The sequence below is a fragment of the Kocuria sabuli genome, from assembly GCF_040981185.1.
Lineage (GTDB): Bacteria > Actinomycetota > Actinomycetes > Actinomycetales > Micrococcaceae > Kocuria > Kocuria sabuli.
The window spans coordinates 1-19,674 of the sequence record NZ_JAVHZE010000027.1 but is presented as its reverse complement, the minus strand read 5'-3'; the positions used below and the strand labels follow the sequence as shown (position 1 = coordinate 19,674).

Sequence of the window (19,674 nt, the reverse complement as noted above, 5' to 3'; positions counted from 1 at the left end):
GTCAAGCAGACGGCCGGAGCGCTCGCCGCACCCGAAGGACCTCCCCATGCCTCGACCTCCTTCCGACGCACAGCCGCCGCCCCCCCCGGGCATCCGTTCCGCGCACCTGCCTCAGCGCACCGATGGCGCTGAGGGGACGGCCGACCCGCGGCCGGCTGTGAAGAAGCTCCGATTCGTCTCCCACGACTCCTCCGAGGGCGTCGAGGTCCTCGAGCGCGTCTACGCCGCCCGGGTCGAGGTGGCCCCGGACACCCCGTTCTCCATGCACCAGGCCCTGGGGGCGGTGGAGCGGATGAGCCTGGAGCGCGTCCGCCTGAGCGGCGCCCCGGCCGCCGCGCTGATCGACGCTCCCGGCACCCTGCGCATCGCGCGGGTGCTGGGCGGGCACCTCGACTTCACGGACGCCACGACCACCTCGGCCGGCGCCAGCCCGTTCCTCTTCCCGGTGCGCTCCTACACCTGCCGGTGGGACGAGCTGGACCTGCTGACCCTCTCCCTGGAGCTGACCGCCGTGGAGCAGCACGCGGCTGCGCTGCTCGGCGTCGACGAGCTCCGGCTCCGCTTCACCGGCGCCGAACCGGTCAGTCCGGGCATGGCCCGGTACCTGGCCTCGTCCGTGGCCGTCCTCGGCCAGCACCAGCTGGCCAACGAGGAGGCCATGGCCAGCCCGCTGGCCCGCACCGAGGCCTTCCGCTCCCTGGCCACCGCGGTGCTGCACACGTTCCCGAGCACTTTCCTCGACCGCTCGGTCACCCCCGTGCCGGACCGTGCGGCACCCGCCGGGGTGCGCCGGGCGGTGTCCTTCATGGAGGAGCACGCGGCGGAGGACATCGGGCTGGGCGAGATCGCCCGCGCGGCCCGGATGAGTCCCCGGGGGCTGCAGGCGGCCTTCCGCCGTGAGCTGTCCACCACCCCGCTGGCCCACCTGCGCGCGCTGCGCCTCGAGGCCGTGCGCTCCGAGCTGGTGGCCACGGGTCCCGGCGCCGGAGCCACCGTGGCGGACGTCGCCGCCCGCTGGGGGTTCAGCCACCCCGGGCGCTTCGCCGCCGCCTACCGGGACCGCTTCGGGGAGAACCCCGCCACCACCCTGCGCAGCTGACCGGAGGGGGGACGCGGGGCGCCCCGTCCGCTGCGCGCACCGCTGTCGACGCCGCCGGTGCCGAGGCGTAGCGTTCTGGACATGGACTCCCGGGTGCGGCAATCGGCCTCCACCACCCGCGACCCGGGCGAGGGCATCGCGGTGAGACGATGACCCCCGCCACGCCGATCCACCTGCACTTCTCGACCACCGATCCCGAGGTGGCCAACGAGGCGCTCCAGCAGGTCTACACCCGTGCGCGGATGGGCACGGTCGAGGACAGGCCGTCCTTCCTGTACAGCCACGACGTGGGGGGCGACTCGGATCTCAATCTCGGCCGGCTCACCTTCAGCGGCAGCATCGCCGGGCGCATGGTGCTCGACGGGATCTACTCCGTCGTGCTGCCGCGCGCCGGCGGCGTCAACTGGCGGATCGACGGGCGGACGGGCACCGGCATGGGCCCGTTCCTGGTCCAGCCGGGCCAGGAGTACTACGGCGAGGTGGAGCACCTGTCGGTCGGCTCGGTGAACATCGGTCTCGAGACCCTGCGACGGACGGCCCGGGACGCCTACGGCGACGAGACCCTCGAGGTCTCCTTCCACGACCCGCACCCGGTCTCTCCGGCCCGGGAACGGTTCTGGCGGGGCACCTACGAGTTCGTGGAGCAGGTCCTGGCCGACCCCGCCGTCGCCTCCGTCCCGCTGCTGCGCGCGGACCTGCTGCGGCGGATGTCGGTGGCGACCCTGGAGTCGTTCTCCCTCCTGCAGGACCCGCGGACCCGTCGCGTCTCGGCCGCCGAGCAGCAGGCCGCCTACCGGTGCGCCGTGGAGTACATGCACGCGGAACTGGCGTCCCCGATCACCGTGGAGGACGTCGCCCGTCACGTGGAGCTGAGCACGGTGGAGCTGACCCGGGCCTTCCGCTCGCACACCGGGACGACGCCGGGCGCCTATCTCCGCGACCTGCGCCTCACGGCCGCCCACGAGGACCTGCTGCAGGGGGGCCCCGGCACGGGGGACACGGTGCGGGCCATCGCCCTCCGCTGGGGCATGGCCCATTCCGGCGACTTCGCACGCCGCCACCGGCAGGCCTACGGCGAGAATCCCGGGGAGACCCTGCGCCGGTAGGGCACGCAGCCCGGTCGGTGTCCCCCGGCGGTGCGGGGCGGCCTCCCGGCCCGCGGACCGGGACCTACAGCAGGGGCCAGGGGACCCGGCGGCCCGTGGCGTCGACCGGCAGGACCGGGCGCTCCAGCAGGCGGCGCACCCGCTGCTGCAGCGCGAGGAGCTCCGGGGACGTGAGCAGGCCGGCCAGCTGCTCGGGGACGGCGTCGGCCAGCGGTGCGACGGCGTCCAGCAGGTCCTCGGGGACGGGGTCCCCGCCGAAGTCCCAGACGACCGTCCGCAGCTTGTACCCGGCGGCGAAGCACAGACCGTGGTCGATCCCCCACACCTTGCCGTCGACCCCGTGCAGCACGTGCCCGCCCTTGCGGTCGGCGTTGTTGGCCACGACGTCGAAGAGCGCGATCCGGCGCAGTGCGTCGTGGCTCTCGGGGACCTCGTCGTACAGGGTGAAGTAGTGCGCCAGCGGGTCGTGTTGGACGAACAGCTGCAGGGACCCGACCCCGAACGGCCCGTCCTCGCGCACGACGGTCGGCGGGACGAGACCCCAGCCCAGGGCCTCGCTGAGCAGGTACGCGGCATGCTCCCGCCGGTGCAGGCCCGGGGCGAAGTCGATCAGCGGCCGCTCGCCCTCACGGGGCTTGTAGACGGCCCAGACGGAGCGGTCCTCGTGGCAGACCTCGACGAGCAGCGCCGAGTTGCTGCTGCCCCGGATCATCCCGAGCAGCTCCATCCGCCCCTCCGCGAGCAGCGCGAGCTCGCTCACCGGGGCCTGCTCACGAGGGCCTCAGACCGGTCAGCGGCTCGTCGGTGGAGTTGACCGTGAGCACGACCGGCGCCTGTCCCGGCGGGTACGAGATCGCGGAGACCGAGCACGGGCTGACCACGATCCGCTGGAAGAGGTCCAGGTGCGTCCCGAGGGCGTGCGCGAGGGCCGCCTTGATGGGATCGGCGTGGGAGAAGCACACCACCACCCCGCCCTCGTGCTCCGCGCGCGCCCGGTCGACCGCACCCACCATCCGGGCCTGCATCTCGGGGAAGCTCTCGCCCCCGGGGAAGCGGAAGGTGGACGGCGCCCGCTGGACGGTCGACCAGGCCTTGAGCCGGGAGAGCCGGGGAAGCTCCGCGCCCGTCCAGTCCCCGAAGTCGCACTCGAGCAGACCGGGATCCACGACGGCCGCCCGGCCGGTCCGGGCCTCCGTGGGCTCCGCCGTCTCGCGGGTGCGCTCGAGGGGGGACGTGAGGACCGCGTCGACGGGCATCCCCGCGAGCCGTTGCGCGACCCGCTCGGCCTGGGACCGGCCGCGGTCGGACAGGTGCAGCCCGGGCGCCCGCCCGGGCAGGACCTTGCCGGTGGTGGGCGTCTCGCCGTGCCGCACGAGGAGGACGAGCGTGCTCCGGGACCTCTTACGCGTTGCCATGATGTACCAGCGTACCGACGGAGACCGTCGTGACCAGAGGCCCGGTCGCCGACGGTGCCGCCTCCCCCCTTGACGCCCGGGTTAATGTGGCGCTGTGACTGATCGGAACGATCGACCCGACATCCGTACCCTCGGCGAGCTGCGCGCGGCGGGGCACGCCCCCAAGTCGTTGCGCCAGGAGATCCGCGAGAACCTACTGAGGACCCTGGCCGAGGGCGGTGATCCCTGGCCGGGGCTGCACGGGCTCGGGCGCACGGTCCTGCCCCAGATGGAACGGGCGCTGCTGGCCGGCCACGACGTCGTCCTGCTCGGCGAGCGCGGGCAGGGCAAGACGCGTCTGCTGCGCACCCTCGCCGGGCTGCTCGACGAGTGGTCCCCCGCCATCGAGGGCTCGGAGCTCAACGAGCACCCCGAGGAGCCCCTCACGGAGGAGTCCAGGCGGCGCGTCCTGCTCGAGGGCGACGAGCTGCCCGTCGTGTGGCGGCACCGCTCGGAGCGCTACGTGGAGAAGCTGGCCACCCCGGACACGTCCGTGGCGGACCTCATCGGCGACGTCGACCCGATGCGCGTCGCCGAGGGCCGGCGGCTCGGGGACCCGGAGACGATCCACTACGGGCTCGTGCCGCGCTCCCACCGCGGGATCGTGGCGGTCAACGAGCTGCCCGACCTCGCCGAGCGGATCCAGGTGGCCATGCTCAACGTGATGGAGGAGCGTGACATCCAGATCCGCGGGTACGTCCTGCGGCTGCCGCTGGACGTGCTCGTGATGGCCACGGCCAACCCGGAGGACTACACGAACCGCGGCCGGATCATCACCCCGCTCAAGGACCGGTTCGGCGCCGAGATCCGCACCCACTACCCGCTCGAGCTCGAGGACGAGATCGCCGTCATCCGCCAGGAGGCCGACCTGGTCGCGGAGGTTCCCGAAACGATCCTCGAGATCCTGGCCCGCTTCACCCGCCTGCTGCGGGACTCCTCCGCCGTCGACCAGCGCTCGGGGGTCTCGGCGCGGTTCGCCATCGCCGGCGCGGAGACGGTCGCGGCGGCGGCCCTGCGGCGGGCCACGCTCCGCGGTGAGGCCGACGCCGTCGCCCGGATGGTCGACGTCGAGACGGCCACCGACGTCCTGGGCGGCAAGATCGAGTTCGAGTCCGGCGAGGAGGGCCGCGAGCGCGCGGTCCTCGACCACCTGCTCCGCCGGGCGACCGCCGAGACCGTCCGGGGCCGCTTCCGCGGCCTGGACCTCGGCCCGGTGGTGGAGGCCTTCGACGGCCGCACCACGGTCTCCACCGGCGACGACGTCTCGGCCCATGACTTCCTCGCCGGGCTCCCCGAGCTGCCGGAGCCCGACGGGGCCGGCGCCGTCTACGACGAGATCGCCGCCCGGCTCGGGGCCACGAGCGCGGGACAGCGCGCCAGTGCCATCGAACTCGCACTCGAAGGGCTCTTCCTGGCCCAGAAGATCTCCAAGGACTCCGACGAGGACGGCACCATCTACGGCTGACCGCTCGCCGCTCCAGCGCCACGACACGTAAGGGGGCGTCATGCCCGCACACCACCGGTCATCGCGGTACGGCAGGTACACCGGGGGGCCCGATCCGCTGGCCCCGCCGGTGGACCTCTCCGAGGCGCTGGCGGCCGTCTCCGAGGACGTCATGGCGGGGTACTCGCCCGAGGAGGCGATGCGCGAGTTCCTGCGCCGGGGCGGACGCGGCCGGGAGGGCCTCGACGACCTGTCCCGGCGCGTGCACCGGCGGCGGAGCGACCTGCTCAAGCAGCACCGCCTGGGCGGCACGCTCGACGAGGCGAAGCAGCTGCTGGAGAAGGCCCTGCGCCTGGAGCGGGAGCAGTTCCTCCGTGACGCCCGGATGGACCCGACGGACCGCGCCTTCCGCGAGCTGCAGCTGGACGGGCTGCCCCGCTCCACGGCTGCCGCCGTCAGCGAGCTCGCCTCCTACGACTGGCAGTCCGACTCCGCGCGGGAGGCCTACGAGCAGATCAAGGACCTGCTCGGCCGCGAGGTCCTGGACCAGCGCTTCGCGGGCATGAAACAGGCCCTCGAGAACGCCACCGACGCCGACCGCGAGGCCGTGGCCGAGATGCTGCGCGACCTCAACGCGCTCCTGGAGAAGCACGGGCGCGGCGAGGACACCGACCAGGACTTCCAGGACTTCATGGCGAAGCACGGCCGGCACTTCCCGGAGAACCCGCAGTCGGTCGACGAGCTGGTCGATGCCCTCGCCCAGCGCTCCGCGGCGGCCCAGCGGATGCTGAACTCCATGACCCCCGAGCAGCGCCAGGAGCTGATGCAGCTCTCGGCCCAGGCGTTCGGCTCCCCCGACCTCATGGCGCAGCTGGGCCAGCTCGACGCGAACCTCCAGGCGCTGCGCCCCGGCGAGGACTGGAGCGGGTCGGAGCGCTTCCAGGGCGAGGAGGGGCTCGGCCTCGGCGACGGCACGGGGGTGCTGCAGGACATCGCCGAGCTCGACGCGCTGGCCGAGGAGCTGTCCCAGCACCACGAGGGCGCCAACCTGGACGACCTGGACCTCGACGCGCTCGCGCGCCAGCTCGGCGACGACGCCGCGGTCTCCGCCCGGACCCTCGCCGAGCTCGAGCGGGCCATGCGGGAGAGCGGCTACCTGCAGCGGGACCCCGACGGCGACCTGCGCCTCTCCCCGCGGGCCGTGCGGCGGCTCGGGAAGTCCCTGCTGCGGGACACCGCCCAGCGGCTCTCGGGCCGGCCCGGCGCCCGGGACACACGGCTGGCCGGTGCGGCCGGGGAACCGACCGGGGCCACCCGGGAGTGGCAGTTCGGGGACGCCGAGCCCTGGGACGTGACCCGGACCCTCACCAACGCCATCACCCGCACGGCCGCCGAGGGCGGCGACACCGGGCGGGGGCTGCGGATCGACGTCCGCGACATCGAGGTGGCCGAGACCGAGGCCCGGACCCAGGCGGCGGTCGCGCTGCTCGTGGACACCTCGTTCTCGATGGCCGCCGAGGGCCGCTGGGTGCCGATGAAGCGCACCTCCCTGGCCCTGCACCACCTGGTCTCGACCCGGTTCCGCGGGGACCGGCTCCAGCTCATCGGGTTCGGCCGCTACGCGCGGGAGCTGCGGATCGAGGAGCTCACGTCCCTGCCGCCGCGGCGGGAGCAGGGCACCAACCTGCACCACGGGCTGCTGCTCGCGACCCGCTTCTTCCGCAAGAACCCCTCCGCGCAGCCGGTGCTGCTCGTCGTCACCGACGGCGAGCCCACGGCCCACCTGCTCCCCGACGGCGAGAGCTGGTTCTCGTGGCCGGCCGAGCCGGCGACCCTGCGCGCCACGGTCCAGGAGCTCGACCGGCTGGGGCGCCTGGGCGTCCAGACGACGTTCTTCCGGCTCGGCGACGACCCGGGACTGGAGCGGTTCCTGCAGCGAATGGCCCAGCGGGTGGACGGACGCGTGGTCGCCCCGGACCCGGCGGACCTGGGCTCCGCCGTCCTGCAGGAGTACCTCAACGCCCGCTCCGGGGACACCGACGACGCCGATCCGTGGACGTAGGCGGCACCGGCCGCCCGAGCCCTCCCGGCACCACGTCCGCCGGCCGGGCAGCGGCGGGGCCGGGACCGGTGCGGACGCCGGTCCCGACCCCGCCGTGCGGCCCGGAGGGGCTCAGCCCAGGACGAAGGCGGTGCGCTTGTTCGCGGCCGGCCCGGCCGTCAGGACGCCCCGGTCGTGCAGCAGGTACCGGCCGGTGCCGTCCGCCAGCTGCAGGGAGACCCCCTTGTTGGTCCGGGTGCGCGTGAAGCTGGCCTGCGCGGCGAAGCCGTCGCCCGCCTCGACGGCGTCCACGCGCACCACGCCCCCGTCGACCCGGAGGTACCGGCCGGGGTGATTGACGGACTGGATCGACTCGGTGCCCGCACCGGCGAAGCCGGGGACGAACCGGAACTGGCTGTCGGCCAGCTCGCGGACGCCGGCGTCGACGCGGGCCACGAACCCGGCGTGGCGGACATGGGCGTCCGGGGCGTCCGCGGGGGACAGTCGGACGATCGGCCCGCCCTCCCCCACCGGCACCCCGAACAACGGTGTGCCGTCCGGGTGCCAGTACACCTTCTGGACCCGGGCGTGCCGGTTCGGGTCGTACAGGGGATCCCCGACGATGTCGCGGTAGTCCCGGGCGTGGTAGACGAGCACGTCCGTGACCCCGTCCTCGGCGACCGTGAACGAGTTGTGCCCCGGACCGTACTGCCGGGTCTGCTCGTTCGTCGTGAACACCGGCTCCGGGGACTTCCGCCACGACAGCGGGTCCAGCAGGTCCGCGTCCGCGTCCGCCGTGAGCATGCCCATGCAGTAGTTGGCGTCCGTCGCGCTCGCGGAGTAGGTCAGGAAGACCCGCCCGTTGCGGACGAGCACGGCGGCACCCTCGTTGACCCGGTACCCGCGGATCTCCCAGGGCAGCGTGGGGGTGGAGATCCGCACCGGGGTGCCGGTGATGGCGAGCGGGGAGGCCATCTCGGCGATGTAGAGACTGGTGTTCACCGCGATCTCGGGCTCGCCCTGGGCCCAGACGTAGTAGCGGCGCCCGTGGTGCTCGAACGTCGTCGCGTCCAGCTTGAAGTGGCCCCACGGCGTGGTCACCTCCCGTGGGGCGCCCCAGCCGGCGGGATCCCGCGGGTCGGGAAGGCCCGACTCGAGCACGTACATCCGGATGTTGAAGACGTTGTCGGAGTCGCCGGCCGCGAAGTAGATGTACCAGCGGCCGTCGATGCGGTGCAGCTCCGGGGCCCAGATGTGCCCGCCCATCCGCCCGGTGACCGGCCGCCGCCAGACGACGGACTCGCCGGCCGTCGCCAGCCCGGCGATCGTGGGCGCCCCGCGCACCACGAGCCGGTCGTACTCGGGGACCGACCCCGTGAAGTAGTACATGCCCTCCACCGGGTGGGTGATGAAGGGATCCGCCCGCTGGGCGACGAGGGGGTTGACGGTGGGCACGCCGTAGACCTGCGCGTCCGTCGGGGTGCCGGCGCCCGGGCGCCCGGGGGCGGCGAGGGCCGCCGAGGGGGCCGCCAGGATGCCGGCGGCCGTGGCGCCCAGCCCACCGGTCAGCAGGAGGCGTCGATCGATGTGGGGGGTCATGGCAGTGTCCTCACTTGGTCGCGATGCGGATGAAGGTGACGGAGTTGGGCTCGAACGTGCGCGTGAACTGCGACTTGACGCCCTTGATGGTCGAGGTGACCGGCTGGACGGGCTGCGCGGAGCGGGTGTTCCGGGCGGCGGGGTCGCCGCTGAGCACGGTCATCTCGGCCTTGCCGAACACCCGTCGTCCCGCGAGGTCGATCGTGGTGACGGCCGGGGTGTCCTGGGCGTTGACGACCTTGACGATGAGGTCGCCGGTGGCCTCGTCCTCGGTCACGACCTGCGCGAACGGCTCGGTCACGTCGTCGTCGGAGAAGGACCCGAAGAGCTCGCCGTCGAGGTACAGCGTCACCGTCGTGCCCCGGACCTCGATCCGCACGTCGTAGGTCTCACCGGTGGCGATCGAGTGGTTCTCCTTGGCGAAGACGGTCTCCTTGGCCCCGCCGGTCGCCTTCTCGACCACGCTGCGCGTGTTGTTCCAGCCGCCGAGGTTCCACCAGTAGTAGTCGTCGGAGTCCTGCACCCCGAAGCCGATCAGGAAGCCCTCGGCGCCGGCCGTCTTGGTGGCCTTGAGCGACAGGTCGTAGTCCGTGGCGGTGATGTCGGCCGGGGCCTTGACCAGGGTGTCGTTGGCCGTCGTGCTCGACTGGACGTAGGCGCCGTCCTCGACGGACCAGGAGCCGCGGCCGGCCAGCGAGGTCCAGTCACCGGCGTCACCGTCGGAGAAGCCGTCCTCGTAGAGCACGGTCCCGTCGGGGGAGGCGACCTTCACGTCGTCGTACCGCGCGGCCGTGGACCACGTGGAGAGACCGATGCCGCCGTTGATCGGTGCGGGCTGGACGGTCCGGCCACTGACCGTGGTGGGGACGACGCGGTCGCCGACGTTGTTCATGAACAGCTTCTGGACCTCGTAGCTCGTCGAGCCCCAGGACTCGTCGTTGTCGAACCAGATCATGTCCGGCTTCCACTGCACGTGGTCGACGTTGGCGAGCAGCGGCGCGTAGGACGCCATCTTCACGACGTCGGCGTTGCGCTCCAGGCCGGTCATGTACGCCGCCTCGGACAGGGCGTTGAAGAAGGTGTTGTCCAGGGAGGCGTACTCGCCGAGGAACACGTCCGGGCCGCTGCGGTCGTAGGAGTCGTAGCGGTCGTTGTTCTGGAGGAACCAGGTGGGGGTGTTGTAGTAGTGCTCGTCGACCATCTCGACCCCGTTGGCCCGGTTGAGCTCCCAGTGCCGGTCGAAGACCGGGCCCTGGTCGTCCGGGCCCGAGTTGCTGATGACGGTGATGTCCGGGTGCGCGGCCTTGATGGCGTCCCGGAACCGGACGAAGTTCTCGGCGTACTCGTCGGGGAGGTTCTCCTCGTTGCCGACGCCGATGTGGGTCAGGCCGAACGGCTCCGGGTGCCCCATGTCCGCCCGGAGCTTCCCCCAGGTCGACGTCGCCGGCCCGTTGGCGAACTCGATCAGGTCCAGGGTGTCCTGGATGTGGCGCTCCAGCAGCTCCGGGTCCTCGGTCGCGCGGTTCTGGCCGCAGCCGGTCACCATGGCGGGGACCACCGGCAGCGGGTCGGCGCCGATGTCCTCGGCGAACTGGAAGTACTCGAAGTACCCGAGCCCGTACGACTGGTTGTAGCCCCAGAAGTTGGAGTTCGTGGCCCGCTCCTCGACCGGGCCGACGGTGTCCTTCCACTGGTAGGAGCGCGCACGCTCGTAGTCGCTGTCCGCGTCGTAGCCCTCGTGGCTGTTGACGTTGACGAGGCAGCCACCGGGGAACCGCAGGAAGCCGGGGTTCAGGGCCGCGACCTTCTCGGCGAGGTCCTTGCGCAGGCCGTTCTCCCGGCCGAGGTAGGTGTCCTCGGGGAAGAGCGAGACCATGTCCAGGCGCAGGGTGCCGGTGCCTCCGGCCTCCACGGCGAGCCGGGCCGCGTCGGTCGTGCGCTTCGCGGTCAGCGTCCCGGTGTACTCCACCCACCCGTCACCCTGCACCGTCAGGTCCAGGGGGTCGGCGAGGAGCTCACCGTCGGTGCTCCGCAGCGTGACGGTCAGCGGGGTGCCGGCCGGGGCGTCGGTCCGGGCCCACGTGGAGAAGTCGTACCGGGCGCCGGCGGTGAGGGCGACGCCCGCGTTGTACCCGGAGTTGGTCACGCCGTAGCGGCCGCCCTCCGGGTTGGCGAGGTCGAGCCGGAGGTGGGTGCGGTTGCGCTCGTTCAGCCGCGCCTCGTCGTCGACCGTGGTCGCCGCCCCGGACCCACCGGACGAGGAGGTCGGCGTCCAGGCCGTCAGGCCGTGGTAGCCGGAGTTGTCCACCGGGAGGAACTCGAAGGAACGGTTGCGGACCAGCTCGGCGTACAGACCGCCGTCGGCCGCGAAGTTGATGTCCTCGTAGAAGACGCCGTACATGGACTCGTCGATCTCGGCACCGGTCGCTCCGGGCTCGACCGCGATCGTGTAGTCGGGTTCCGTGGGCTGCTGCGGAGCGGCGAGGGCCGGTGCCGCCAGGGTGAGCGGTGCGGTGAACGCCATGCTCAGCGTCAGCGCTCCGAGGGCGCGGGGTAGGGACATGTCATGTCCTCCTTCGGACAGTGGTGCTTCTCGGGGGGAGGGGGGCGGAGAGAACCTGGCGGGACGAACGGTCCGTCCGACCGCCGCGGGGCTCTCGTGGCCCCGGTCGCCGGAGCGCCTCCGCAGCCGCCGGATCCGGGGACCGCATCGACGAGTCAAGCCGTCACACTGAATGTGAGCGATAACACAGTGTTCCGAGTTTGTTCCTCGCCCGCTTCCCTGTCAATGGCTTTTGTTCACGTCTGCGAAACGTCAGGACTCCTTCGCCGGAAGGGTTGACCCCCGTGGATGTGAGCGCTAACACTTGCGGTGGGTCGTAGGAGACCCGCGATCTTGGACAGCTCGACCGGACCGACGCTCCCGGCACAGCTGACGCTCTCGAGGAGGAGAAGCATGAAGAACTGGACCTATACCCAGAGGGCCGTGGCCACCGGGACGGCGGGCCTGCTGGCCCTGACGCTGAGCGCCTGCGGTGGCGGCAGCGAGGCCTCCGGCGACGGAGCGAGCGGTGGAGGCGATGACGTCATCTCCGTCGGCTTCTCGCAGGTGGGGGCCGAGAGCGGGTGGCGGGCGGCGAACACCAAGTCCATCCAGGAGTCGCTCACCGAGGAGAACGGGTTCGCCCTGTCCTTCTCCGACGCCCAGCAGAAGCAGGAGAACCAGATCCAGGCGATCCGCTCCTACATCGCCCAGGACGTGGACGTGATCGCGTTCTCCCCCGTGGTCGAGTCCGGCTGGGACGCCGTGCTCGAGGAGGCCAAGGCCGCCGACATCCCGGTGATCCTGACCGACCGCGCCGTGGACTCCGAGGACGAGACCCTCTACGAGTCGTTCATCGGCTCGGACTTCGTCGCCGAGGGCGAGCGGGCCGGCGAGTGGGTCGCGGAGAACCTCGGCGACCAGGAGCTCAACGTCGTCGAGCTCCAGGGAACGACCGGCGCCGCGCCGGCGATCGACCGCAAGGCCGGCTTCGAGTCGGCCATCGAGGGCAACGAGAACATCGAGATCATCGCCTCGCAGACCGGCAACTTCACGCGCTCCGAGGGGCGGCAGGTGATGGAGGGCTTCCTGCAGGCCCACGACGACATCGATCTGCTCTTCGCCCACAACGACGACATGGGCCTGGGCGCCATCGAGGCCATCGAGGCCGCCGGCCTGACCCCCGGTGAGGACATCAAGATCGTCACCATCGACGCGGTCAAGGACGGGATGCAGGCGCTGGCCGACGGAAAGATCAACTACATCGTCGAGTGCAACCCGCTGCTCGGGCCGGACCTGGCCGAGATCACCAAGAAGGTCGTCGCCGGCGAGGAGGTCGAGAAGCGCATCGTGGTCGAGGACCAGGCCTTCGACCAGGCCGCTGCCGCCGAGGCCCTGCCCACCCGCGAGTACTGATCCGCGCCGCCCGGCCGGCCGCGCGCACGGCGCGCGGCCGGCCGGGTTCCCTGCCCGATTCCCCTTCACGAGAGGTCAGCGATGACTGCGCCCCAGCCCGCGGTGGAGATGACCGGGATCTCGATCGAGTTCCCCGGCGTCAAAGCGCTCGACGGAGTCGACTTCCGGCTCTTCCCCGGTGAGGTCCACTCGCTGATGGGGGAGAACGGAGCCGGCAAGTCGACCCTGATCAAGGCCCTCACGGGCGTCTACGGGTGCGACTCCGGCCGCATCACCGTCTTCGGGACCCCCCAGACCTTCAGCGGACCGGCCCAGGCCCAGGCGGCCGGAATCAGCACCGTCTACCAGGAGGTCAACCTCTGCGAGAACCTCTCCGTCGCCGAGAACATCATGCTCGGGCACGAGCCGCGCAGGGGCGGACGGATCGACTGGCGGGCCCTGCGCCGCCGGTCGACGACCTTCCTCGCCCAGCTCGGCCTGGACATCGACCCCCGGTCCGTCCTGTCCTCCCACTCCCTGGCCGTCCAGCAGCTGGTCGCCATCTCCCGGGCCATGGTCCTCGACGCCAAGGTGCTGGTCCTGGACGAGCCGACCTCGAGCCTGGACACCGGGGAGGTGGCGCGGCTGTTCTCGGTCATGCGGACGCTGCGGGACCGGGGCGTGGCCATCCTCTTCGTCTCGCACTTCCTCGACCAGGTCTACGAGATCTCGGACCGCCTGACCGTGCTGCGCAACGGCACGCTGGTCGGGGAGTACACCGTGGACGAGCTGCCGCGACGCCGGCTGGTGTCCAAGATGATCGGGCAGTCCCTGGAGGCCCTCGACCAGCTCGAGGAGGCGCCGAAGCGGACCGTGGCCGCCCGCTCCACCGCGGCACCCGTCATCGAGGCGGTCGGCCTGGGCCGGCGCGGGTCCGTCGAGCCGTTCGACCTCACGCTGCACCCGGGCGAGGTCGTCGGCCTCGCCGGGCTGCTGGGCTCGGGCCGGACGGAGCTGGCGCGCCTGCTCTACGGCGCCGACCACGCGGACTCGGGCGAGCTGACGGTCGACGGGACGCCCGGCCGGCTCCGGGGTCCCCGGGCCGCCATGAAGCGCGGCATCGCCTTCTCCTCCGAGCACCGCAAGGCGGAGGGCATCATCGGCGACCTGACCGTGCGGGAGAACCTCGTCCTCGCCCTCCAGGCGGACCGCGGGTGGGCGCGCCGCGTCCCCGCCCGCAGGACGGACGAGATCGTGGAGAAGTACATCTCCGCACTGGGGATCCGGCCGGCGAACCCGGACGCGCTGGTGCGCAACCTCTCCGGCGGCAACCAGCAGAAGGTGCTGCTCGGCCGCTGGCTCGCCACGGCCCCGAAGCTGCTCATCCTCGACGAGCCGACGCGCGGCATCGACGTCGGCGCCAAGGCCGAGATCCAGCGCCTGGTGGCCCAGCTCGCCGCGGACGGCATGTCCGTCGTCTTCATCTCCGCCGAACTGGAGGAGGTGCTGCGGCTCAGCCACCGGATCGCGGTCATGCGCGACCGCAGGAAGGTGGCCGAGATCGTCAACGAAGAATCGACCTCGCTCGACGACGTGGTCGAGCTCATCGCCACTGGAGGTACCCCGTGATGCAGCTGGTACGGCATCGGCTCTTCTGGCCCGCGACCGCCCTCGTGGCGCTCCTGGTGGCCAACACGATCAACAACCCCGGGTTCCTGAGCATCCGGGTGCAGGACGGCCACCTCTTCGGGGCACTGATCGACATCATGCGCAACGGCGCCCCGCTCCTGCTGGTGGCCCTCGGCATGACCCTGGTGATCGCCACCCGGGGCATCGACCTGTCCGTGGGCGCGGTGGTGGCGATCGCAGGAGCTGTCGCCCTCACCTTCATCGGCTCGTCGCCCGACCCGGAGGCGCTGTCCACCGTGCTCCTCGGCGTGGGCATCGCGCTCGCCCTCAGCCTGCTGCTCGGGGTGTGGAACGGGTTCCTCGTCTCCGTGATCGGGATCCAGCCGATCATCGCGACCCTGGTGCTCATGACCGCCGGACGCGGCATCGCGATGCTCATCACCGAGGGTCAGATCACCACGATCACCAGCTCCGGGTACAAGGTGATCGGGGCCGGCTACTGGCTGGGCCTGCCGGTGTCGATCCTGATCGCCGGCGGCATCTTCGCCCTGGTCGCGCTGCTCACCCGTCGGACGGCCCTGGGCATGCTCATCGAGTCGGTCGGGATCAACCCGGCGGCCAGCCGCCTCGCCGGCGTGCGGTCCCGGAGCATCGTCTGGACCGTCTACGCGCTGACCGCGCTGTTCGCAGGCCTCGCCGGGCTCATGATCAGCTCCAACGTCATGGCTGCCGACGCCAACAACGCCGGCCTGTTCATCGAGCTGGACGCGATCCTCGCCGTCGTGATCGGCGGCACGTCGCTCGCGGGCGGGAAGTACTCCCTGGGCGGCACGCTGATCGGGGTCTTCATCATCCAGACCCTCACCCTGACGGTGACCACCCTCGGGGTCCCGCCCTCCGTCACCCCGCTGTTCAAGGCCATCGTGGTGATCGCCGTCGTCCTCATGCAGTCCCCGATCGTGCGCGAGAAGCTCGCGGCGCGGCGCCCGCGGGCACCGCGCCCGGCCGCCGTGGACCAGAACCCCGTGGAGGTGTCGGCGTGATGCCCACAGCCCAGCTCGTCCAGCCCGGCAAGAAGACCGGCTCCCGTCCCGTCCAGCACCTGAGCACGACCCTGTCCGGCAACCGGGCCCGGCTCGACCGCCGGTTCCTGCCCGTCCTCGGCACCTTTGTCGTGCTGGCGCTGATGCTCGCCGTCGGGGGGAGCCGCTACGAGAACTTCCTGTCCGGGCGGGTGATCTCGAACCTGTTCATCAACAACGCCCACCTCGTGGTCCTGGCCGTCGGCCTGACCTTCGTCATCATCGCCGGGGGGATCGACCTGTCCGTCGGTGCCGTGGTCGCCCTCACCGGCGTGATGGGCGCGTCGTTGCTGCAGTCGGGCTGGTCGTCCGGCGTCGTGATCCCGCTGATCATCCTGGTCGGCTCCGTGATCGGCCTGGTCGTCGGCACCATGGTCCACGTCTTCGACGTCCAGCCGTTCATCGCGACGCTGGCGGCGATGTTCCTCGCCCGGGGGATGTCGTACGTGATCAGCCTGCCGTCCATCCCCATCACCGACCCCACCTTCGTCTGGCTGTCCAGCACCCGGATCCCCCTGGGGGAGAACTGGTCGCTGACCCCCAGCGTGGTCATCTCGCTCCTGGTCGTCGCGGTCGGCTTCTACGTCCTGCACCACACCCGGTTCGGCCGCACGGTGTACGCGATCGGCGGGGGCGAGCACTCCGCCGCCCTCATGGGGCTGCCGGTCGCCCGCACCAAGGTGCTCATCTACGTCATCAGCGGCACCTGCGCCGGGATCGCCGGCTTCCTGTTCGCGGTGGGCTCCCGGTCCGGCTACTCGCTCACCGGCGTCGGGATGGAGCTCGACGCGATCGCCGTCGTGGTCATCGGCGGCACCCTCCTCACCGGCGGCAGCGGCTTCGTCCTCGGTTCCGTGCTGGGCGTGCTCATCCTCGGGCTGATCCAGACCATCATCACCTTCGAGGGCACCCTGAGCTCCTGGTGGACCCGGATCGTCATCGGCGCCCTGCTGCTGGCGTTCGTCATCCTGCAGCGGATCCTGGTCACGAGACGACGCTGACCCCGCCCGCCCTTCGGGACGGAGCCCGCCCGCCGGTCCACCGGGAGGCGGGCTCCGTCCCGAAGGCGTCCGGAGCCGGTCAGCGGACCGCGGAGGAGCCCCCGTCGACCGGAGGAGTGGGACCCGAGCGGTTCGCCGGGCCGCCACCGTCCGGTGCGGTGCCGGTCGCGGAGTGCTTCCCGTGCTGCCCGGCCCCGTCCTCGTGGTCGCCGTGCCCGGCGTGGTCGGCCTCGTGCCCGCCCTTGCCGAAGGGCAGCAGCTCCCACACGAGCACCAGGACCGCGCCCCAGACCAGGCCCAGGACCGCGGAGAAGAAGGTGTTCGTGAGCCAGGCGAGTGCTGCGCCGAGGCCGCCGGGGACGGCGTCGTGCACGAGCACCTCGACGTGGTGCACGGCCTCGTACGGGGCGTGCCAGCCCAGCTCGTCGAGGCCGACGAGGATGATGTGCCCACCCACCCAGAGCATGGCGGCGGTGCCCACGACCGAGATGACCGTGAGCAGCCCGGGCATGCCCTTGACCAGGCCGTGGCCGATCTTCTGAACGGTCGGGGAGGAGCGACCGGCCAGGTGCAGACCGAAGTCGTCCATGCGGATGATCAGAGCTACCACGCCGTAGACCAGGACGGTGATGCCGATGGCCACGACCAGCAGGATGGCCGCACGCGAGAGCAGCGGCTCATCGGCCACCTCGTTGAGGGAGATCACCATGATCTCGGCCGAGAGGATCAGGTCGGTGCGCACCGCGCCCCCGACCATCGTGTCCTCGGCGTTCTTGCCCTTCTCGACCACCGGGGTCTTGGTCTTGGCACCGTGGCCCGACACCTTCGACCAGATCTTCTCGGCGCCCTCGAAGCACAGGTAGCTGCCGCCGAGCATGAGGATCGGGGTGAGCAGCCACGGCGCGAACTCGCTCAGCAACAGGATGACCGGAAGTATGAAGATCAGCTTGTTGCGCAGCGAGCCCTTGGTGATGCGCCAGATGATGGGGAGCTCACGGGCCGGGGAGACGTCCTTGACGTACTGCGGGGTCACGGCGGTGTCGTCGACGACGACGCCCGCCGCCTTCATGCTCGCCCGGCCCGCGGCCGCGCCGATGTCGTCCACGGAGGCGGCGGTGACACGGGCCAGGGCGGCGACGTCGTCCAGCAGGGCCATCAGACCGCCGCTCACCGGAGGGCCTCCGGCTCGGACGTGATGGGGGCGGGCAGAGCCGCAGTGGTGATCAGCATGGTGACAGAGTAGAACCTCAAGCGCCCGAATGCCCCCTCGGAACCGTCCGGAACCACCGGCGATTCCGCTCGGCCCCCCTGCCACGCTCCGCCGGCGTCACTGGGTAGACTGTTCTACCCAGGACTGAGGAGGTTGTTCATGAGCACGGACCAGCACGCTCCCGGCCGGCGCGGTGGTTCCGCACGAGCACGGATCCTCGAGGCCGCCGCGCAGCGCTTCTATGCCCACGGCATCACCGCCACCGGCATCGACGCGATCACCGCGTCCGCCGGCGTGGCCAGGATGAGCTTGTACAACAACTTCGCCTCCAAGGCCGCCCTGGTGGAGGCGTACGTCGAGGCCCGTCACCAAGAGTGGCTCCGGCTGTACCAGGCCCGCGCCACGGACAGCAGCACCGCCGAGGAGCGCGTCCTGGCGGTCTTCGACGCCTACGCCGACCATGCCGCGGCGGTCTACGAGCACGGTTTCCGCGGCTGCGGACTGCTGAACGCGGCGGCCGAGCTCTCCGTGGACGATCCCGCACGGGCAGCCGTACGACGCCACAAGGAGCACGTCGAGCAGCTGCTGGTCGCGCCCCTCGGCGAACTGACCGACCCGGCCACGGCACAGCGGCTCGCGGAGCACTTCAGCTTCCTGCTGGAGGGATCCATGGCGCGCGCCGGCCTCGAGGGCGAGCCCGACCTCCTGCTGCGTGCCCGAGGATTCGCCGCCGACATGCTGGCCGCCCTGTGAACCGCCGGGCCGGCGGCATCGCCGCCATCCTGGTGACCGCGTTCCTGTGGGGAACGACCGGAACCGCCGCGACCTTCGCCGCCGAGGCGGGCCCCCTGGCCATCGGCGCGGCCGCGCTCGGCATCGGCGGGCTGCTGCAGGCTGCGATCGCCCTGCCCGCACTTCGCCGCTCACGGCAGGCGCTGCGGGCGCACGCGGGACTGGTGGTGCTCGGCGCCGTCGCCGTCGCCGTCTATCCCCTGGCGTTCTACAGCTCGATGCGCCTGGGCGGGGTCGCGATCGGCACCGTCGTCTCGCTGGCCTCCGCGCCCCTGGCGTCCGGCATCCTGGAGCGGGTCGTCGAGCGGCTCCCCCTGAGCCGGTGGTGGAAGCTGGCCGCACTCCTGGGCATCCTCGGCAGCGCCCTGCTCTGTCTGTCGAAGGCCGGGGACTCGGCGGCCTCGGGCCCGGCCACCGTGGCGAGCATCGGGCTCGGCCTGGTGGCGGGCACCACCTATGCGCTCTACTCCTGGGTGGTCCACCGGCTCATGGGCCATGAGGTGGGACGTGCAGCCTCGATGGGAGCGGTCTTCGGCGCCGGCGGAGCGCTCCTGATGCCCGTCCTGCTGCTCACCGGAGCGCCCCTGCTGGGCTCCGCGCAGGCCTTCACCGCGGCCGTCTACACGGCCCTGATACCGATGTTCCTGGGCTACTTCCTGTTCGGCTTCGGCCTCGCCCGGGTGCGGCCGAGCACGGCGACCACCCTCACCCTGACCGAGCCGGCCGTCGCGGCCGTCCTGGCAGTCCTCGTGGTGGGTGAGCGCCTGAGTGCTCTCGGCTGGAGCGGGCTGGCCGTCATCGCGGTCGCGCTGGTCGTCCTGGCCCTCGCCCCCACCAACGTCGACGACAAGCCCGGTCCTGTCCCGCAGCCCGACCCCGAGCCGACGCCGGCCGGCAGTCCCGGCAGCTTCACGGACACCGTCGTCCAGTACGAGTGACGAGGGTGAGCACTCCCTAGGCTTTTGCACCGCTTCGTGGGGTGGAGCCGGCCGGTCGATGGCATGAGAATGACCCCGCACCGGTGTCGGTGGGGGCCTGTGCTTGGCGTCGTAGTGCTGGGTGGTCGGTCGGCGCGGGCCGGAAAAGGGAGATGGGGGGTCGTGTCACTGGTGTGGTGCCGGCCGGTGGTGGGTACGGGTCAGGCCCGGCACCGGTGTTGGTGGGGGCCTGTGCCGCGGAATGTGCCCCGCAGGGGCGCTGTGGTGGTGGGGTGGTTAATGTGGGGAGCCCCCGCACCGTGGTGGTGCGGGGGCTCGACCCGTGGTGTGGTCCGGCGGTGT

General features: G+C 71.8%; 15 protein-coding genes. 10 read left to right on the top strand and 5 right to left on the bottom strand.

Annotated features, from left to right (window positions below; genetic code table 11):
* Positions 1–157 precede the first annotated feature (157 nt).
* A complete protein-coding gene (locus RE027_RS17020) occupies positions 158–1,099 on the top strand; it encodes an AraC family transcriptional regulator (protein ID WP_368809484.1) in 942 nt (313 codons plus the stop codon).
* Positions 1,100–1,248: 149 nt separating this feature from the next.
* Entirely contained in the window at positions 1,249–2,205 is a 957-nt protein-coding gene (locus tag RE027_RS17015) for a helix-turn-helix transcriptional regulator (protein WP_368809483.1), read from the top strand.
* A gap of 64 nt (positions 2,206–2,269) precedes the next feature.
* On the opposite strand, the gene RE027_RS17010 is transcribed toward RE027_RS17015, so the two are convergent.
* Together RE027_RS17010 and RE027_RS17005 are read right to left on the bottom strand one after the other, a co-directional pair.
* On the bottom strand, positions 2,270–2,965 hold the full coding sequence (locus RE027_RS17010) for an SCO1664 family protein (RefSeq protein ID WP_368809482.1): 696 nt from the start codon (positions 2,963–2,965) through the stop codon (positions 2,270–2,272).
* Positions 2,966–2,975: 10 nt separating this feature from the next.
* Positions 2,976–3,620, bottom strand: a complete 645-nt coding sequence (locus RE027_RS17005; protein WP_368809481.1) for an MSMEG_4193 family putative phosphomutase — start codon at positions 3,618–3,620, stop codon at positions 2,976–2,978.
* A 94-nt stretch (positions 3,621–3,714) separates the two neighbouring features.
* On the opposite strand from RE027_RS17005, the gene RE027_RS17000 reads away from it, so the two are divergent.
* Both RE027_RS17000 and RE027_RS16995 read left to right on the top strand, forming a co-directional pair.
* A complete protein-coding gene (locus RE027_RS17000) occupies positions 3,715–5,124 on the top strand; it encodes a magnesium chelatase ATPase subunit I (protein WP_368809480.1) in 1,410 nt (469 codons plus the stop codon).
* Between the two features lie 40 nt (positions 5,125–5,164).
* Positions 5,165–7,165: a vWA domain-containing protein gene (locus RE027_RS16995; protein WP_368809479.1), complete on the top strand. Its 2,001-nt coding sequence runs from the start codon at positions 5,165–5,167 to the stop codon at positions 7,163–7,165.
* Between the two features lie 111 nt (positions 7,166–7,276).
* Here RE027_RS16995 and RE027_RS16990 read toward each other — a convergent pair whose 3' ends face one another.
* Both RE027_RS16990 and RE027_RS16985 read right to left on the bottom strand, forming a co-directional pair.
* Complete coding sequence (locus RE027_RS16990; protein WP_368809477.1) at positions 7,277–8,743, bottom strand: family 43 glycosylhydrolase; 1,467 nt, start codon at positions 8,741–8,743, stop codon at positions 7,277–7,279.
* 10 nt (positions 8,744–8,753) lie between these two features.
* Positions 8,754–11,306: an alpha-L-arabinofuranosidase family protein gene (locus RE027_RS16985; RefSeq protein ID WP_368809476.1), complete on the bottom strand. Its 2,553-nt coding sequence runs from the start codon at positions 11,304–11,306 to the stop codon at positions 8,754–8,756.
* A 393-nt stretch (positions 11,307–11,699) separates the two neighbouring features.
* On the opposite strand from RE027_RS16985, the gene RE027_RS16980 reads away from it, so the two are divergent.
* From RE027_RS16980 to yjfF, 4 genes are all read left to right on the top strand, one after another.
* A complete protein-coding gene (locus RE027_RS16980; RefSeq protein WP_368809475.1) occupies positions 11,700–12,701 on the top strand; it encodes an ABC transporter substrate-binding protein in 1,002 nt (333 codons plus the stop codon).
* Between the two features lie 81 nt (positions 12,702–12,782).
* On the top strand, positions 12,783–14,309 hold the full coding sequence (locus RE027_RS16975) for a sugar ABC transporter ATP-binding protein (protein WP_368809474.1): 1,527 nt from the start codon (positions 12,783–12,785) through the stop codon (positions 14,307–14,309).
* Positions 14,309–15,352 carry an ABC transporter permease gene (locus tag RE027_RS16970; protein ID WP_387921858.1) on the top strand — a complete coding sequence of 348 codons (1,044 nt, stop codon included), beginning with the start codon at positions 14,309–14,311 and terminating at the stop codon, positions 15,350–15,352. Before RE027_RS16975 ends, RE027_RS16970 begins: the two co-directional genes overlap by 1 nt.
* The gene (gene yjfF / locus RE027_RS16965) at positions 15,352–16,392 is read left to right on the top strand and encodes a galactofuranose ABC transporter, permease protein YjfF (RefSeq protein WP_368809472.1); all 1,041 of its coding nucleotides are present in this window, start codon (positions 15,352–15,354) and stop codon (positions 16,390–16,392) included. Before RE027_RS16970 ends, yjfF begins: the two co-directional genes overlap by 1 nt.
* Positions 16,393–16,471: 79 nt before the next feature.
* Here yjfF and RE027_RS16960 read toward each other — a convergent pair whose 3' ends face one another.
* Positions 16,472–17,563 carry a DUF808 domain-containing protein gene (locus RE027_RS16960; protein WP_368809471.1) on the bottom strand — a complete coding sequence of 364 codons (1,092 nt, stop codon included), beginning with the start codon at positions 17,561–17,563 and terminating at the stop codon, positions 16,472–16,474.
* A gap of 198 nt (positions 17,564–17,761) precedes the next feature.
* Between RE027_RS16960 and RE027_RS16955 the strand changes: the two genes are divergently transcribed.
* Positions 17,762–18,355 carry a TetR/AcrR family transcriptional regulator gene (locus RE027_RS16955; RefSeq protein ID WP_368809470.1) on the top strand — a complete coding sequence of 198 codons (594 nt, stop codon included), beginning with the start codon at positions 17,762–17,764 and terminating at the stop codon, positions 18,353–18,355.
* Positions 18,352–19,332, top strand: a complete 981-nt coding sequence (locus tag RE027_RS16950) for a DMT family transporter (RefSeq protein ID WP_368809469.1) — start codon at positions 18,352–18,354, stop codon at positions 19,330–19,332. Before RE027_RS16955 ends, RE027_RS16950 begins: the two co-directional genes overlap by 4 nt.
* Positions 19,333–19,674 lie beyond the last annotated feature (342 nt).

What these genes read in the sequence shown, in the direction of transcription:
- RE027_RS17015 (WP_368809483.1), top strand. Translation starts at nt 1,249, where the DNA reads ATGACCCCCGCCACGCCGATCCACCTGCACTTCTCGACCACCGATCCC.
- RE027_RS16980 (WP_368809475.1), top strand. Translation starts at nt 11,700, where the DNA reads ATGAAGAACTGGACCTATACCCAGAGGGCCGTGGCCACCGGGACGGCG.
- RE027_RS16985 (WP_368809476.1), bottom strand. Translation starts at nt 11,306, where the DNA reads ATGTCCCTACCCCGCGCCCTCGGAGCGCTGACGCTGAGCATGGCGTTC.
- RE027_RS16955 (WP_368809470.1), top strand. Translation starts at nt 17,762, where the DNA reads ATGAGCACGGACCAGCACGCTCCCGGCCGGCGCGGTGGTTCCGCACGA.
- RE027_RS16970 (WP_387921858.1), top strand. Translation starts at nt 14,309, where the DNA reads ATGCAGCTGGTACGGCATCGGCTCTTCTGGCCCGCGACCGCCCTCGTG.
- RE027_RS16975 (WP_368809474.1), top strand. Translation starts at nt 12,783, where the DNA reads ATGACTGCGCCCCAGCCCGCGGTGGAGATGACCGGGATCTCGATCGAG.
- RE027_RS16995 (WP_368809479.1), top strand. Translation starts at nt 5,165, where the DNA reads ATGCCCGCACACCACCGGTCATCGCGGTACGGCAGGTACACCGGGGGG.
- RE027_RS17005 (WP_368809481.1), bottom strand. Translation starts at nt 3,620, where the DNA reads ATGGCAACGCGTAAGAGGTCCCGGAGCACGCTCGTCCTCCTCGTGCGG.
- yjfF (WP_368809472.1), top strand. Translation starts at nt 15,352, where the DNA reads ATGCCCACAGCCCAGCTCGTCCAGCCCGGCAAGAAGACCGGCTCCCGT.
- RE027_RS16990 (WP_368809477.1), bottom strand. Translation starts at nt 8,743, where the DNA reads ATGACCCCCCACATCGATCGACGCCTCCTGCTGACCGGTGGGCTGGGC.